This is a genomic window from Xenococcus sp. PCC 7305 (assembly GCF_000332055.1).
Classification (GTDB): domain Bacteria; phylum Cyanobacteriota; class Cyanobacteriia; order Cyanobacteriales; family Xenococcaceae; genus Xenococcus.
The window spans coordinates 1-16,621 of record NZ_ALVZ01000088.1; the positions used below are offsets into that span (position 1 = coordinate 1).

General features: G+C 39.1%; 14 protein-coding genes, 1 tRNA gene and 1 pseudogene. 9 read left to right on the forward strand and 7 right to left on the reverse strand.

Annotated elements, in window-relative coordinates; all coding sequences use genetic code 11:
- Window positions 1-409: 409 nt before the first annotated feature.
- From XEN7305_RS03240 to XEN7305_RS29635, 3 genes and pseudogenes are all read left to right on the forward strand, one after another.
- On the forward strand, window positions 410-919 hold the full coding sequence (locus XEN7305_RS03240; protein WP_006507905.1) for a hypothetical protein: 510 nt from the start codon (window positions 410-412) through the stop codon (window positions 917-919).
- Between the two features lie 35 nt (window positions 920-954).
- Window positions 955-1,212, forward strand: a pseudogene (locus tag XEN7305_RS30260) (Calx-beta domain-containing protein); the annotation flags it as partial.
- Between the two features lie 207 nt (window positions 1,213-1,419).
- Entirely contained in the window at window positions 1,420-1,875 is a 456-nt protein-coding gene (locus XEN7305_RS29635; RefSeq protein ID WP_006507906.1) for a hypothetical protein, read from the forward strand.
- Between the two features lie 186 nt (window positions 1,876-2,061).
- Here the strand turns inward: XEN7305_RS29635 and XEN7305_RS03255 are convergent, their stop codons facing one another.
- From XEN7305_RS03255 to XEN7305_RS03270, 4 genes are all read right to left on the reverse strand, one after another.
- Complete coding sequence (locus XEN7305_RS03255; RefSeq protein ID WP_006507907.1) at window positions 2,062-2,829, reverse strand: MlaE family lipid ABC transporter permease subunit; 768 nt, start codon at window positions 2,827-2,829, stop codon at window positions 2,062-2,064.
- A gap of 99 nt (window positions 2,830-2,928) precedes the next feature.
- On the reverse strand, window positions 2,929-5,463 hold the full coding sequence (locus XEN7305_RS03260; protein ID WP_006507908.1) for a methyl-accepting chemotaxis protein: 2,535 nt from the start codon (window positions 5,461-5,463) through the stop codon (window positions 2,929-2,931).
- Between the two features lie 146 nt (window positions 5,464-5,609).
- The gene (locus tag XEN7305_RS03265; protein WP_006507909.1) at window positions 5,610-6,140 is read right to left on the reverse strand and encodes a chemotaxis protein CheW; all 531 of its coding nucleotides are present in this window, start codon (window positions 6,138-6,140) and stop codon (window positions 5,610-5,612) included.
- Window positions 6,141-6,217: 77 nt separating this feature from the next.
- Window positions 6,218-6,583 carry a PleD family two-component system response regulator gene (locus XEN7305_RS03270; RefSeq protein WP_006507910.1) on the reverse strand — a complete coding sequence of 122 codons (366 nt, stop codon included), beginning with the start codon at window positions 6,581-6,583 and terminating at the stop codon, window positions 6,218-6,220.
- Between the two features lie 635 nt (window positions 6,584-7,218).
- On the opposite strand from XEN7305_RS03270, the gene hmpF reads away from it, so the two are divergent.
- The gene (gene hmpF / locus XEN7305_RS03275; protein WP_006507911.1) at window positions 7,219-8,967 is read left to right on the forward strand and encodes a pilus motility taxis protein HmpF; all 1,749 of its coding nucleotides are present in this window, start codon (window positions 7,219-7,221) and stop codon (window positions 8,965-8,967) included.
- A 150-nt stretch (window positions 8,968-9,117) separates the two neighbouring features.
- On the opposite strand, the gene XEN7305_RS03280 is transcribed toward hmpF, so the two are convergent.
- Window positions 9,118-10,182, reverse strand: a complete 1,065-nt coding sequence (locus XEN7305_RS03280; RefSeq protein WP_006507912.1) for an amino acid ABC transporter substrate-binding protein — start codon at window positions 10,180-10,182, stop codon at window positions 9,118-9,120.
- Between the two features lie 230 nt (window positions 10,183-10,412).
- Here XEN7305_RS03280 and XEN7305_RS03285 point away from each other — a divergent pair.
- A tRNA-Arg gene (locus XEN7305_RS03285) sits at window positions 10,413-10,485 on the forward strand.
- Between the two features lie 192 nt (window positions 10,486-10,677).
- Window positions 10,678-11,676, forward strand: a complete 999-nt coding sequence (chlG, locus tag XEN7305_RS03290; RefSeq protein WP_006507913.1) for a chlorophyll synthase ChlG — start codon at window positions 10,678-10,680, stop codon at window positions 11,674-11,676.
- Between the two features lie 97 nt (window positions 11,677-11,773).
- Here the strand turns inward: chlG and XEN7305_RS03295 are convergent, their stop codons facing one another.
- A complete protein-coding gene (locus XEN7305_RS03295) occupies window positions 11,774-12,736 on the reverse strand; it encodes a MoxR family ATPase (RefSeq protein ID WP_006507914.1) in 963 nt (320 codons plus the stop codon).
- 139 nt (window positions 12,737-12,875) lie between these two features.
- Between XEN7305_RS03295 and XEN7305_RS03300 the strand changes: the two genes are divergently transcribed.
- The 3 genes from XEN7305_RS03300 (at window position 12,876) to XEN7305_RS03310 (ending at window position 14,813) form a co-directional block, all read left to right on the forward strand.
- Window positions 12,876-13,295, forward strand: coding sequence for a secondary thiamine-phosphate synthase enzyme YjbQ (locus XEN7305_RS03300; RefSeq protein ID WP_006507915.1), 420 nt, complete (start codon window positions 12,876-12,878; stop codon window positions 13,293-13,295).
- 155 nt (window positions 13,296-13,450) lie between these two features.
- Window positions 13,451-13,765 (forward strand): hypothetical protein, encoded by a 315-nt coding sequence (locus XEN7305_RS03305; RefSeq protein WP_006507916.1) that lies wholly within the window; start codon window positions 13,451-13,453, stop codon window positions 13,763-13,765.
- Window positions 13,766-13,913: 148 nt separating this feature from the next.
- A complete protein-coding gene (locus XEN7305_RS03310) occupies window positions 13,914-14,813 on the forward strand; it encodes an alpha/beta fold hydrolase (protein WP_040896612.1) in 900 nt (299 codons plus the stop codon).
- A gap of 51 nt (window positions 14,814-14,864) precedes the next feature.
- Here XEN7305_RS03310 and XEN7305_RS03315 read toward each other — a convergent pair whose 3' ends face one another.
- Window positions 14,865-15,890 carry a hypothetical protein gene (locus XEN7305_RS03315; protein ID WP_006507918.1) on the reverse strand — a complete coding sequence of 342 codons (1,026 nt, stop codon included), beginning with the start codon at window positions 15,888-15,890 and terminating at the stop codon, window positions 14,865-14,867.
- Window positions 15,891-16,621: the final 731 nt, after the last annotated feature.

Below are 16,621 nucleotides of genomic sequence, written 5' to 3' on the forward strand. Positions count from 1 at the left end.
CTATATATCCTAAAAGCACTGTGAAACTAAGCGCTTTGACTTCCATAAATTAGCTCACTCTTGATTTCTGACTTTTTTCTATCTTGCTGCGCTACCGTAAGCCTAGTTCTGTATCCCCTGTTACTTTCGAATTTGGAATTGCTGCCATCATGTCGTTGATATTACAGATACGAGCGCTTCAACTATAATTGATGGTTTTACCATTACAGAAGGTCAAGCAGACACAGAAAATTTTGGGGTCAGGACAGATGATGGTGGAGGGATTTTTGGCTTTGAAAATGCGAATGCGACTCTCGAGAACTTAATTATTACTGATAACTTTGCTAGTGGAGAAGGCGGTGGAATTTTTACTGGCGAAGACAGTAGCCTCAATATCGTTAACGTAGTACTTAAGAATAATTCTGCTTTATTGGGTGGTGCAATTTACTTTTTTAATAACCTTGACCCAAAAATCATTAATAGCCTATTTGTTGAGAATGAAGCTCAAGGTGGTGGTGCTGTATATCATGATGCTAGTGGGATTAGCACTTTTAGCGACCTTGAAGTTGTGAATAGTATATTTGTAAATAATTTAGCTAGTGAAGGTGGATCGCTCCATATTGCGAAAAGGAATGGGGACGAAGTAGAACAAATTGAAAATAATATCTTTTGGGATACCAATGGACGCGATAATCCTATTCTTGTCAGGACTACCTTCGGTGCTTTTACTCCACCGAATATAAGCAACAATATAGTTATTGGAGGCTACGAAGAAGAAGGAAGTGAAAATAACATTGATGACGATCCTCAATTCGTCGATCCAGATAATAATGACTTTCGTTTACAGCTAAATTCTCCTGGCATTGATGCTGGAAATAACGATCCTATAAATCTAGATACAGATTTCTCGGCAACTCTCGTATCTTCAACGGCACCATAGACATTGGTGCTTATGAATATGGACTATTCCTTTCCATTGACGATGCAACAGTTGTTGAAGCAGAAAACAATAGTGCCAATTTAGTATTTACTGTCAACCTAGAAGAATCTCTCGGACAAATAGCCACCGAAGAAATTGCTGTTAACTATACCATTACACCGAATACCGCCACAGCCGGAGTAGATTATGCATCTACCGATGGCACAGTCATCTTTTCCCCTGGTGTAACCGAACAAACTATTGCAATTCCTATTATCGATGACGATCTGATAGAACAACCAGAACTCCTATCTGTCGAACTAAGTAATGTAGTCGGTAATGCCAGTATCGTTGATGGGTCCGCAGTCGGGATTATTCAAGACGACGATATCACCAAAACATTACAATTATTCCGTCTTCGTAATACTGGCTTTACTTCAGGAACTTTTCTCTATGCGGGAGCAGCAGAAAGAGACGCCATTCTCAATGACCCCAACCTTACTAACTTTGCCCTCGATGGTGTGAACCCCGATGGTACAGTTAATCCAGCATTCACTGCTAGCGTTGTCCCAGGAGATAATCTACTGCCATTTTTCCGCTTAGAAAGTTTGACTACTCCAGGAACTTTCCTCTTTGTCAGTACAGAAGAATATAACGGAATCTTTGCCGAAGGTTCCCCTCAAAGGAACCAATGGAGAAGACAGGGGTTTGATCCTAGCGGTCAAGATATTCCTGAATTTTATCTCTTTGGGGCAGGTTCACCAACGGGAACAGACTTCAATCGTTTTCAGAATCTCCAAAATGGAACCTTTCTTTATGCAGGGCCAGGGGAAACTGCAAATATCAATGCTAATCCGAGTCTCTCTAGTATCTTTGTGGATCAAGGTGTTGCCTTCAGGTCCTTATGTATAGAAGGTGTGGTTTTTCAAAGTAATGCAGTACTTTTTCTAAGTCAGTTCGATGAATTTTCTTTTTGATTACATTTTCCAAGTTTAACAACGAAGTAATAGGCTTTTCCCAAATCCCCAAATCCCCAAATCCCTATTCAGAACTAGCAAATTTTGTACTCATCGAACTCAGGTTTTTCTACTACCTAGGGCTTAAGCTTACCAATAAATTAGGTTTAAAGCCCCCCTTCAGGGCGAAAAAAGTGAATAATTTAGTTATGTAGTTTGAAACATTATCCAAGACAAAAAGAAATTAGCAACAAAAATAGCGAGTAAAGCTGTTACCACTGCTGTCGTCGTTGATTGTCCCACACCCTTAGCTCCACCTGTTGTCGTCATGCCCCAGCTACAACCAATAATCGCGACTAAACCACCAAAAACCACTGATTTGATCATGGCAGTCCATAAATCCCAAACCTTCAAAAAATTCTGTATCGAGTCAAGAAATACTACAGGAGAAATATCAAAGAAACCATCAGCAATGAGTAGTCCGCCAAACATTCCCACAAGTAGAGACAAAAATGTCAAGATAGGCAACATCAAGCAACAAGCAATTACACGAGGCACAACCAAATAATCTATAGGGTCGGTTTTCAGAATATATAGAGCATCAATTTGTTCGGTCACTCGCATTGTGCCAATTTCCGCGGCGAAAGCAGAACCAACCCTTCCAGCCAAAACTACTGCGGTTAAAACAGGAGCCAACTCTCTAGTTAGAGCTAGGGCCAATACCCCACCAACAACTCTTCCCGCACCAAAATCAAGAAATTCTTTTGCAACCTGAATTGTAAAAACCATTCCCACAAAACTAGCTGTTAAAAGCGCAATCCCCAGAGAATCTGGCCCTACGACAATCATTTGCGCTATGGTGTTGCGACGGTTAATTTTACCCTGAAACAAATGAACAAGAGTTTGTCCGGCTAAAAAAACTGCTGCGATAAATCTCTGCGCCCATAAATTAATTCCACTATTTCCACGTGCCATATTTTATTGGTTATTTACGATGGGCAATATTCATTTCGTTTTGAGAAAACAAGAACAACATGAATCAGTAGATCATCTTACAGTATTGAACCAAAAAAGTTATTCCTCATCTTTTTCAATGCGGAACCGTTCAACAGAAGATAATAGGTCGCGGGCAATACTAACCAGACTTTGAAGTGAACCAGCAACCCTTTGCGATTCTTGAGAAGTTGCTTGGGCTGTTAACTCTACCGATTGCATTACTTGTGCCACAGCACGGGAATTTTCCCTTTGCTCTACCGTGTCAGCAGTAATAGAACGAACCAGCGTATCAATCCGATTCGATACCTGAATGATATCTTCCAGCGCCGTTTTCGCTTGATCTGCCCGATCTGTAACTTCAATTACCTCCTGAATCCCTTCTTCCATGGCGGTCATAACCGAGCCAGTCTCACTTTGAATTTGTAATACGATTTGCTCAATTTCTTTTAGGGATTTTCCTGACCTATCTGCTAATTGACGAACCTCGTCCGCAACGACTGCAAAACCCCTACCTGCTTCTCCTGCTTTGGCTGCTTGAATCGAGGCGTTCAGTGCTAGCTGGTTGGTTCTTTCAGCAATCTGGGAAATTATGAGGACAATTTTGGAGATTTCCTGAGAAGCTTCTGCTAGTCGTTTTACCTTTCTTGCCGTTTCCGATACCGTCTCTCTAATTTGGAAAATACCTGCTACCGTACTTTCTACCGCTTTTCCTCCTCTGAGGGCTGTTACCGACGATGAACGAGCAACTTCTTCTGCCTCACGGGCATTTTCTGCTACCCGCTCAATAGATTCGGTCATCATTTGCACCGAGTTTAGAGTTACCGCTAATTCCTCGGCCATCCGTAAAGCTTCGCTTGATTGGTTGCGAGCAAATAATTCACTGTCGGTAGAACTCTTGTTTACTTGTTCTGCTGCTTGTTTTACCTGACGAACAATTTCTCGCAGACTTTGAATTGTTAAGTTAAAAGCGTCAGCTACCGCACCCAGAACGTCGGCTGTCACTGTGGCCTGTACGGTCAAATCCCCTCTAGCTGCGCCTTCCACATCATCTAGAAGACGAATAACTTGACGTTGTAAATCCTCTTTGGCTTGTTCTGTTTCTTCGGCTCTTCTTTGAGCTTCTTGGGTGGTGGTTAAAATCACCCTTGTCATACGGTTGAAACCTGTCGCTAATTTCCCAAACTCATCCTGAGAATATACTGTGGCTTTCGCATTAAGGTTTCCTTGATAAACATCCTCAAATTGACTTTGTAAGTTGTCGGCCGCTTGTTGGATTTGTTTATTGATTAAGGTTCCAAAAATCATTGCCGTACTAAAACTCGTCCCTCCCGCAACCAGAGAAATTAAGCTCAAAGGCAGTAATTTCACTTGTTCTTTTAAGTTACCTTTGGTGACAATCCCTACTGCGATCGCAGAAACTATTCCAGTAGATAGTGCGGTTACAAATAATTTTTTCTTGATAGAAGAATTAGCAAACCCAGAGAAAGCACCCTGTTTGACTTCGACAACCGGTTCAATATCGGAGTCATTTGCCGCTGTCATTTCTAGTTGACTGTTGTCAATGCTATTCTCAATAGGATTAATCGCAGAACTAGGATTTACAAAACTAGAATCTTCGTATTCCATCATTTCACTGGCTGGAAGACTGGGACTATCTTCAGTTTCCTCTTGAGATACATTGAATAACCCAGTATCAGGAAGTCCTTGTTCTAATTCCTCGAGGTCGAAAAAACTGCTATCTATTTCATCAAACTCCAGCTCGTCTTGATAATCTAATCCATATTGTTCTGAAGATTCCTCTATATTGAATCCTCCAGAATTGTCGATCGCAAAAGGTTCTGTTAATACAGTGTCAATCTCAATTTCAGAATTATCATCAACCTCATTTTCCTCTACAAAATTATTATCCATCTCAAATTCAGCTAAGGAATTAGCCAGATAATCCTCATCATCATCAGACTCCTCCTCATCATCAACCATAAAAGTTGAACTATTATGGACAGAAGGCCGAGCTTTTATGTCATCTTCAGAGGAACTCTCGTTAATTTCCCCAACTATCTCTGTTCCTTCTTCCTCAAAAGAAAGCTCTGGCAATTCATAATTATCATCATTATCTAATTCATCTAAAGATTCATTTTCCGATTCTGAAATGCTGAAGTTGGCAAAAGCATCTTCATTATCTTCTTCTGAAAAACTAAAATCATTTTGCCCATTAAGTTTGCTTGAGGCATCTATTAAATCCTCACCCTCTTGAAAATTGGCACTATCCCAATTATTATTATCAAGCTCTTCCATTTCATAACCTTGCTCAAACAAGCCATCGTTCTCAGCTTGTTTTTGCAATTGCTGAACCTGTTCAATTCCATTGTAAGCAAAATCCAACAATCCTTGTTCTTGGCTAAGCTCTAACACAGATTCATAAAGTTGCTGTGCTAATTCATAATTTTGGAACCCGTAACAATAGATATGGCCTCTTAGCAATAAAACATTTGGGTTATCTGAAAACTCTTCAACCAAACGATCAATAATCTCAGCTGCTTGAGTAAAATTTCCTTGTAGATAAGCTTTTTCTGCCTGTGCGTACTCTTGCGAATAATTAGTTCCTGATGCCATTTGCTTTAATATATTAAATTAATTTAAAGTTGTCTTGATACTGTGCTAATTGCTATTAGCTATTAATTATAAAACAGCAATATTTTTACAATATTTTAGAGATAAATTTTAGTGTAATGGATAAATATTATATCCAGTATTCCTTACTATGCTCCCCATCGGGCAGAACGTAATAACTTAATAGAATCTAGAAGATTTAAGCTAGCTTGTTGATCCTCGGGTGATTTCCATTGACCAGCAATAAAAGGAGACATACTGTCTGGAACATCAGAGGCAATTTCTAAATTTTCTAGATCCAACCAATCCATATCCCCTAGTCTTTCAATAGCTAATCCCAATACTTGGTCTTGATTTTCAATTGCGATTACAGGAATATTGGGTCTATCCGTATTCAGGCTATTGGAATCACCTAAAAATTGCCCCAGATCGGCCACCCAAACTATTTTTCCCCTGAGGTTTATTGTTCCTAGCAATAGAGGTGAAGCATTGGGAATAGGCGCAATTTCATCCGGAGTTTGTTGTGTTACCTCTGCAATTTCGGTTGCTGGCAGTGCAAATTCCTTGCCCGAAGCTAAATAGAACCGAAGGTGCAACTCACCCTCAGGATTTTCTAAGGGTTGCAGCTCTAAAGAAAGGTCTTGACCGTCACCAAGGAATATATCTGGATTAGTAACCATGTAATTTTAGGACAGTAAATGTTTAAAATATTGGATTTCTGATGTTGCTTGAACTATTTTTCATAGGGACTTTTAAGCTATGCTCTCAGCAACTGCTTAACCGTCCCAATTAATTCCACTGGCTGAAAAGGCTTAGCAATATAAGCATCTGCACCTTGCTTCATCCCCCAATAGCGATCAAACTCTTCTCCTTTCGAAGAACACATAACCACAGGCACATTCTGGGTTTTAGGATCCGACTTCAGACGACGACAAAGTTCATAACCATTCATTCTTGGCATGACAATATCCATTACTACAATGTCCGGATTGAACTTTTCTAGATACTCCAATGCTTCTACTCCATCAGAAGCAACGACAACCTTAAGTCCACTTCCTTTAAGTAGATCTGAAATCATTTGTCTTTGTGCTAAACTATCTTCCACGATTAGAACTTTGCTCATAACACGCTATCTGCAAAAATCCATACTCAATTACTTAAAGTTTACTTTGTGACCAATGAAATTGACGAGCAACCTAAATAAGGGTAGCTGTCAACTAGAGGCTATTATTACTTTCGACAACTTGCTATACAAATAAACCAACAAAGTCCATTTGATAGCTAGTTCATTGACCAAAACATAGGCATTTAAACTTGTTAAAATTTAACACCATGATTCTAGTTGCTTGCCAGTTTTCGACGACTACTGTTACTAGCGCAATGACTAATAGTATTCCTCCAATCTGAAAGAAAATTAACTTTTACGAAAACGAAATTGAAAGATACCTAATAAAACAAGCTTTTATTTGATTGTCTTGATGTTAATTGATATCTTCTTTGCTTCAGAATATACTCTACATTTTCACTAACCGCCACATATATCATTGATTATCAAAAATTTGCAGAATAATCAGATATAAACTTGGCAACCAATTCTGATGCTGGTTATCCTGGATGGGTAGTCACACTGCAATAAATTTATTGATTAGTTTTTTATCGTTCTACAAGAAAGTCATAGCAAAACAAAATTTACATTAATACCCTTAATTTAAGTAGATAATCAGAAGTTTAGTTATAAAAACCGAGGAGATTGCAAGAGTGCGATATCTGGCAGAAATACAAAAACAAAGTAAAGGATTCATGGGTGGTTTTGAAACCAAACTCAAGCTACTAGCTTGTCAAAGAAATGATCGTAGCTGGAGTGTTGTGCCTGGAAATGAGTTTATTGAGAATGATGATATAGGTAATTTGGGGGATGGGGCCCTAGTAATCGTCAATATTACAAATCGTCAAGTCCAGGGCAAAATAGAAACTGCAGCCAAGGAAATGATTGTAATTTTGCAAGGATTCTCCCGGTTATTAGACAAGACAAAAAGTCAAGAAAACGAGATTGAAGGGTGGAAAGAATCTTTAACCATTCAAAGCGAGGAGTTAAGTCGTCGTGAAATAGAGATGGAGAATCGCCTTGAACATTTAGAGCAAATGGAGGCAGAATCTGAAAAGTTTGAGGAGCAACGCCAAGAGATCGCTAGAGCTCGACAAGAAGCAGAGCAAATTAAAACTAAATTTGAGACGAAATCTCAAGAACTAGAACAGGCTTGGGAGCAACTTAGGGGCGAGCAAAATCTTCTAACACAAAAGCTTCGTGATTCTAAGTTGATAGATGAATCCCAAGCGGATGAAATATTAACCTTGCTAGATTCTCTCAAGGCCGAAACAATTCCCACAGAATCGATACAACAAAAACTACAACTTGCTTTCAAAGCTATTGAGGAGCAACAGGGCTTTTTTGCCAAATACTGGCAGGAATTATCACAAAACCAGCAAAATATTCCCAAATCACAGCAGGAATGTTCTCAATGTGAATCTGAATTTCAACAATTTCAGCAAGATTGGGAAGTTTGTGTATCATCAACAGCACAAATGACCGAAAAATTGCAAACGGCCAAGAAATCTTTAGAAATCAAACAAGATTTGCTTAATATTTTGGCATCGCAAGAGCAGGCTCAAACGGAAATTGCCGAATCATTTGACCGTATGGGAATCGAATCTTCAGGAGCTAATTTAGGGCAGCAGTTGGATTTAAAATCTTTAGAAAATACTCCGCTTCCTGAATTGGAAGAAATTGTCGCAAGCCTGCAAAAAGATCTAGAGAAAGTTGCTAAATTTGTCAGTGATCAAGAGGAAGAATTAAGTTGGCAATGCAAAGCCGTAGAGGAGTTAGAACAAAAGATTAACGAAGCTAGTGAATTTGATCGTTTGTCATTAGAACAAGAACTCTCTGAAGAAAAAGAAGCGAAAAAGATGTTGGATAAAACTTTGGTTGGTCAACGTCGTTCACTTAAAGAAAGACACGAAATATTGCTACAACATTCTCGTATTTTGAAACGACGTCAAGGAATCATTGATCTCGATTCTGAATTACCAACTATTGATTTAGAGCCTATCAAAAGGCTTGTCCAGAACAGCAAAGTTAAATTGCAGGAAAAGCAACAACAAATTAATGAAGAAATCCATCAGATTCAACTTGAGATCGAACAGCTAGAAGTAAAAATTCAGCAACAACAAACTAATACAGATAATTTACGACAAGAGGTCATGCAAAAACAAGATGCTTGGCAACAAGCTAAAGTTAGGTTTTCACAAATACAAACTAAAATTGATTTTTACCAAAAGACCCTACAACCATTACAAGATACACTAAATAATTTGCGACAAGATCTAGAAGAGCTGGAAACTTCTGTGGTGGGTGACAACCAAACAGAACAGAGCCAGAACAAAGTTTTAACAGAAATAGATCGCATTATAAAAGAGTTAATTATGATTCCTGACGGAGTCGCTAATTAATAAGGATGAGGGCTATAAGGATAAGGGATAAGGGATGAGGGATAAGGGATAAGGGATAAGAGATGAGGAATAGTGAAGAGTAAAAAATGCTGAGGGGTTCCCAATTTCTGATGGGAGGGTATCTTTTACATATTACTAGTTACCTACTACTTACCTGAAAGGAGGAGCATATAATAGACCTCCGTTAGTCCACAGATTATTCAGACCTCTTTCTAATCCAAAAGGTTGACCAATATTTTTTTCGTAGATTTCCCCATAATTACCCACATTCTTAATGATTCTGGCAGCAAAATCGTTGGGTAATCCCATATCTTCACCTAGATTGCCTACCTGGCCTAAAAAGCGTTGAATTTGAGGATCTTCTGTATTATCAAAACTGCTAAGGTTTGCTGAAGTAATGCCAAATTCTTCAGCCTGCATTAAAGCATAGGTAATCCATTTCACAGCATCAAACCACTGAGAATCTCCATTAGTTACTAGTGGCCCTAAAGGCTCTTTTGATAGCACTACGGTTAACAGTTCATGATCTTGGGGATTGGCTAGCACGGCGCGCCTCGCGGTTAATTGAGAGCGATCGCTGGTAACAGCTTCACAGCGTCCTTGTTCATAGGCAGCATAAACAGCATCGGGGTCGTCAAATACTACGGGTTCATAAGTTACTCCCAATTTTCGCATTCGATCAGCTAAATTCTGTTCTGTAGTAGTTCCTGACAAGGCACAAATCGACTTTTCATTAAGATCCTCTAGTTTTTTAATATTACTAGCCTTGGTGATCATAATGCCTTGCCCATCATAGAAGGTCGTGGGAGCAAATTCCATCCCGGCAGCGGTGTCACGGTTTAATGTCCAGGTAGTGTTGCGGCTTAAGAGATCGACTTCTCCTGAGATGACTGCGGTAAAGCGTTCTGTGGCGCTCAGGTCTCGAAATTCAACTTGGTTGGGATCGTCAAATAATGCTGAAGCGATCGCACGACAGACATCCACATCCATGCCAGAATATTCGCCATCTTCGTTAACAAAACTAAAGCCTGGTAATTGACCATTAACTCCGCAAACCAAACTTCCTCGGTTTTTCACGGTTTCTAGGCGACTGTTAGTTGTCGATTGTTCTGTATTGTTGTCACTACTAGTGCCACAACCACCTATGGACAGAGCCAATAATCCTGTAATGAGAAGAGAACTCAATTTTTGATTGAAAGTGCTTTTTTTAGCCATGCTTGATTGATTTAATTGCAAGTTTTTTATAAACTTTAATTCTATTAGTTTAGAGGAGTTTGGAAGTCTCTTTCCAGACTTGATGTTACTTGAAATTAGGTTCAATTGCGGCAAAAAATATTAAAAAGTTTGCTATAATTCTGTTTCGATGTTCACCAATCCAGAGAAAGTGGTAATCTGTTATAATCCAATTCCCCGAGTCTATCATCAGAATTAACACTTAAAGTCTTGGGTGCGTAGCTCAGCGGATAGAGCAACCGCCTTCTAAGCGGTCGGTCGAAGGTTCAAGTCCTTCCGCACCCGTTATTTAGTTATCAGTTAACACCCATCAGTTATCAAGTCTCGGATCAAGGTACATGCCGACCCGGTTTTAGTTGAAAATTGATTAAAGAGTTAACTAATTAGTACAATTGGTTTCAGCTCACAACGATATGTGTTGAGAGATTGGTTATTGGTTACTAATAAGTATTAAGTATTAATTTGGAGCTAGATAAAGTGAGCGATCAAACAGCAGAAAATAAAATAGAAGATAATCCTCAAGAGGAAAAAAACTCTAAAGCTCGTCAGCTACTGGGAATGAAGGGTGCTGCTGCTGGAGAGACTAATATTTGGAAAATTCGCTTGCAATTGATGAAGCCAATTACTTGGATACCCTTAATTTGGGGTGTCGTTTGTGGTGCCGCTTCTTCTGGTAATTTCACCTGGTCAATTGAGAATATTTTTACCGCAGCAGCTTGTATGCTGTTATCTGGACCACTGATGACTGGTTACACCCAGACGATTAATGACTTTTATGATCGCGAAATTGATGCCATCAATGAACCCTATCGCCCCATTCCTTCTGGAGCCATCTCGATTCCTCAAGTGGTAACTCAGATTATTATTCTGCTTGTGGGTGGTTTGGGTTTATCCTATGTTCTGGATTTAGTAGCGGGACATGATTTTCCTGTAATGTTCTGTCTCACTTTAGGTGGTGCGTTTGTCGCCTATATCTATTCTGCGCCACCGCTGAAGCTCAAACAAAATGGTTGGTTGGGCAATTATGCTTTGGGTTCTAGTTATATTGCCTTACCTTGGTGGGCAGGTCATGCTCTTTTCGGGGAATTAAACTGGACGATTGTGATTCTAACCCTGATTTATAGTTTTGCGGGCTTGGGTATTGCGGTCGTTAATGATTTTAAAAGTGTGGAAGGCGATCGCACTTTAGGATTGAAGTCGCTGCCTGTAATGTTTGGGATTACAACTGCAGCCTGGATTTGCGTCATCATGATCGATACTTTTCAAATCGGGATTGCTAGCTATTTAGTTGTTATTCATGAAAATATCTATGCGATTATCTTAGGCGTATTGATCCTACCTCAAATGATCTTCCAAAATATTTATTTTCTTCGTGATCCTTTAGAAAATGATGTCAAATACCAAGCTAGTGCCCAGCCATTTTTAGTTTTTGGCATGTTAACTGCTGGTTTGGCCTTAGGACATGCGGGAATTTGATATTCTTTGCTAATAGCTAATGGCTAATCCCCCAATTCCCCATCTCCCTATGCTCCCATACAACCTAACAGGAAAGTTAAGAAATAGCTTAGTTGAATTAAGCGGGAACTGGGATAGAACCTAAAATTTCTTCCACTACAGTTTCTGCTGTTCTGCCAGAAAATCGGGCCTGGGGTTCCATTAATAATCTATGAGCGATCGCAGCTACTGCTATTTCTTTCACCTGTTCTGGGGTGACAAATTCCTGTCCATCAAACAAAGCTAAGGCTTGAGACAACTTCATTAAAGCTAGAGAAGCTCTGGGGCTTGCTCCTAATTGCACTCCTGAAGAGGAACGAGTGGCATTTACGATATCGACAATATAGCGTTTGATTTCTGCTCCTACTCTGATTTTTTTTACCTGTTCCTTAAGTGCGATCGCGTCTGCCAAGGAAACACAAGCCTGCGTTCGCTCGATTGGATGAGCTTGGATTTGTTCGGTAAGAATTCTCACCTCTTCTTCGGGGGAAATATATCCCAAACTGAATTTAACAGCAAAGCGATCTATTTGAGCTTCGGGCAGGGGGTAGGTGCCATGAGAACCCACAGGATTTTGGGTTGCAATGGTAAAAAAGAGATCTTTCAGTTGCCTTATCTGACCATCAACACTGACTTGAGACTCGGCCATTGCTTCGAGCAAAGCGGATTGAGTCCGAGGAGAAGCCCGGTTTATTTCGTCGACTAAGACAATATTGGCGAAAATTGGTCCTTCATGAAACCGAAAAGAGCGATCGCTTTGATCAAAAATCGAGATCCCCAGAATGTCTGAAGGTAAAAGATCTGGGGTGAATTGAATTCGTTTGAACTTAGCATCAATCGAAAAGGCCAATGCTTTAGCTAAAGTAGTTTTCCCCGTGCCAGGATAATCTTCCAACAGCACATGTCCTCCACTAGCAAAAGCAGCAAGAAGAGTTCTAATGGCCCCAGACTGGTCTTTAATCACCTTCTGCAGATTATTCGCAATTTTCTGGTAAGTTTCTCTGCCAGATAACTCAAATCTTGTCGTTGCGACCTTAGCCATATTCCTGTCAGTGAATTAAAGATTATACGCATTATTATCTTTCCCATTTTTCCCTGATTGATTTTGGTCTAAATTCGGATGGATAGTTAAAAAGCCAAAAGCTAAGATAAACAAGACGAATAGATATCAAGTATTATCCATGAAACACTATCAAAAAGCTCTTCGTGTTCAAACTACTGGAAAATCTCTTCATAAAATAACTAACAAAATAGAAAGAATTGTCGCTGAATCTAGTATTGAAACGGGTTTATGCACCATCTTTGTGCGTCATACTTCTGCCTCTTTAGTTATCCAGGAAAATGCCGATCCGGATGTCCTTGAAGACTTAGCTAATTTTTTTGCCAAATTGGTTCCCGAAGACTCGATGGCCTATATACATAATGCCGAAGGCCCCGATGATATGCCAGCTCATATTCGCTCGGCTTTAACCCACACTTCTGAACAAATTCCGATCGCAGATAGCCGACTCGTTTTGGGTATTTGGCAAGGTATCTATCTTTGGGAACATCGCCAACGGAGTCACCAACGAGAGATTGTCGTACATATTAGCGGAAGTTAACTCATTCAACTTAAATTTAAATATCTATAATCTTGCGATAAACACCAGAGAATGTAAGAATTATAAGAAAATAGAAGAAACTATACAATTCATATTCTTTATTTAATTTTCCAGAATCTACTTCATAATTTTATTCACATCTAGGAGAAAAACCGATGACTGTTGAGACCATTCAAGAATCTAGCCAAGAATCGAGCACTGCTTTATCCATTCCCCAGACCCTATTGCCTGGAAATAGACCTATTGAACCTAGTCACCTTGAGATCGTAAAAACCTACGCATCAGTGGGTTCTGCTCGTCCTGTAACCAAAAGTGGCATGAAGATCAGTAGCACTATGGTTATTTCGGGAAATCGTCCTATTGCATTGAGTAGCCTACAAGTTAGCGACACTTTAGTTATTATGGGAAATCGTCCTGTTGCTTCTAATGAAATTGACGATGCCACAACTTTAATGGGATATCTTGATTAGTTTTGCTAATTTTTACCCTTGAATGGGTGTTAATTTAAATGAATTTATTTTGGTGGGTTCTGTCCCACTTTTTTTATGTCTGTATAGTATATTAATTATTATTAAGAAAAGTAAATATTATTTCTTCGTTCCTAAATCCTTTATTTTTATGATTTCGACAACTACTATAGACAAAACTGCTAAAACCTGGAGTTGGAGAGGTTTTCCCATTACTTACCAGCAGAGTGGTGACCGTGGTCCAGCAGTAGTATTAGTCCATGGCTTTGGTGCTTCTTGGGGACATTGGCGAAAAAATTTACCTGTTTTGGGTCAAGATTATCGTTGTTATGCGATTGACTTAATTGGTTTTGGTGGCTCAGCTAAACCAATTCCAGGAGAAGAGATTGCCTATACGTTCGAAACTTGGAGTCAATTAGTAGCAGATTTTTGTCGGGAAGTAGTCGGGAGTGTAGCTTTTTTAATCGGGAATTCTATTGGCTGTGTGGTGGCTATGCAAACAGCCGTTGATCATCCAGAAATCGTGCAAGGGGTTGCCGCAATTAACTGTTCTCTGAGATTGTTACATGATAGCAAAAGAGCAGAACTGCCTTGGTTTCGTAGTTTTGGAGCCTCGTTGATGCAAAAATTACTAGCCAAAAGAGCGATCGGAAATTTGTTCTTTAAACAAATAGCTAAACCCCAAGTTGTCAAAAAAATCCTCCTGCAAGCTTATCGTCGCCCCGAAGCTGTGACAGATGAATTAATTGAAATTTTGATGACTCCTGCTATGGATGAAGGTGCAGCAGATGTTTTTTGTGCTTTTACCCGTTATTCTCAAGGGGCTTTGCCCGAAGAGTTACTCCCCAATTTAAATTGCCCAACTATTTTATTATGGGGAACAGAAGATCCTTGGGAGCCAGTGGAAATGGGCCAAGAACTGGCAAAATTTTCTACGGTAGATGAGTTTATTGCCTTAGAAGGCTTGGGTCACTGTCCCCAGGATGAAGCCCCAGAAATTGTTAATCCTATCCTAAAAAAATGGATTGATTCAGTTGATCAATCCCTGTAATATACTTCAAGTTTATTATCATTAACAATCTTTTATCAGTGCCTATGCTGATTAGTCGATAAAATAATTTTCTGTTGAGGTAACTATGGGTTCTCCATCTGGAGTCGGCACGAAGTCAATTCCTTCAACATCGGTGAGACCCATTCCATTAGTATCACCATAGCTATGATTGCCTCCCTCTTGCAAGGTTAGTTTAGCAATCACTTCATTATTGTCATCATTACCAACTAAAATATTATTGCCAAAATCCCAGCCCAAGGCTTCAATCTTAACGCTGCTAATATTTTCTAAACCATCCTCTTGAGATTGATCAGTAATTGTGATGATTTCTCCTGTACTGGGGTTAACTTCATAAGTTTCGTCATCATCATTATCTGTCACAAACAGCCTGCCATCTGGCGCATGTTCAATATCTTCTGCTTTAGAAGACTCTTCACCTAAACCTTGAATAGTTCCTATGGCCTGGGGAGTTCCATTGCTGTCAACGTTACTAACACTACCATCACTTTTACTAATTTTATAGAGTTTGTCATGCACCGTCTGATCGCCATTATTATAATCTTTGAGTAAAGCGATTAAATCACCAGTTAGAGGATCTATGGATAGTCCCGATACATTATCTCTACTACTATCACAAGGAATTTGAATTGCACCTAAAATATCCACCACATTATCCCCACTACCTAGCAGTAGAGCATCTTGGATATTAAAGGACATTAAGGTAGCACAATATCCTCCAGGATTTTCAACACCCAAAATATCATCTAACGCCATATACATAGTGCCATCTTCATCTAGAGTCATGGCTTCAATATTGGAGCCAATAATTTCGATATTGCCATTATTATTCCATTTCAGTTGACCATAATCAGTAAATCCATTTAAAGTCGTATAGTCCTCAAAAGAAAAGAGCTGTCCGTCATCTTCATCAATTCCCCACAGCCGCGGGGTAGTAGATTGGGCTTGTGCTTGAGAATCTTGATTGATGAAAGTTGGAACCGTACTAACTCCAGTTATTAAGATGGCTAAAAGACTAGTAGCTGCAAATTTGATTGACTTAGTATATTTAAATGACATGATTATTGATCTGAATAATGATAGTGTTTGTAAAAAATAATTAATTCTCTATGTAGAAAATAGCGAATAATTCGCATACTATACATCCGTATTTCTTCGAAAGATTAGGTAAATATATTGTGAATAAGGTCTAAGGAAAATACAGATTTTTAAGTTTATTATCAAAAAAAATGCATTTTAAAGTATGCCTGAAAAGGGTTTCTGAGATTCAGTGACACGACTTGATAATTTTATGGTCTAGTCAGGACTGGTGTTAGGTTTTAGGTAGTAGGTTTTAGGTAAAAAAAAGTCATATTTTGATTTAGATCGGAGAATATTTTAGGTATAAAGAATTTTTATCCCTATAACTGCTGGATTCATCGTTTTTCGGGATTTCCCTAACGCCTAACACCCAACACCTAAAACCTTTTACTCGCAATTAACTTAATTTTGCCAAGTCGTGTCAGTGATTTCAACGATGACAACTCGACATGCTGACGATAGCTCAATAACTATTGCGGTATATTAGTAGTTCTCAATGAAGTTGCAAATAACTTGCCGGGTGAATTATTTGGCTTTCTCAACTTTTGCTTTAGTTTAATTAGGGTTTGCTGAAAAAGTGAGAGGAAAGGTTAACTGCAATAAAACTGTTTAACAAGTAATCTTTTCTGATAGCAAATAAGCTTTAATATCAAGTTTAATTATATAAAACTCACAAATAAAGTCTAATTTATATGGATTCATTAATGAGA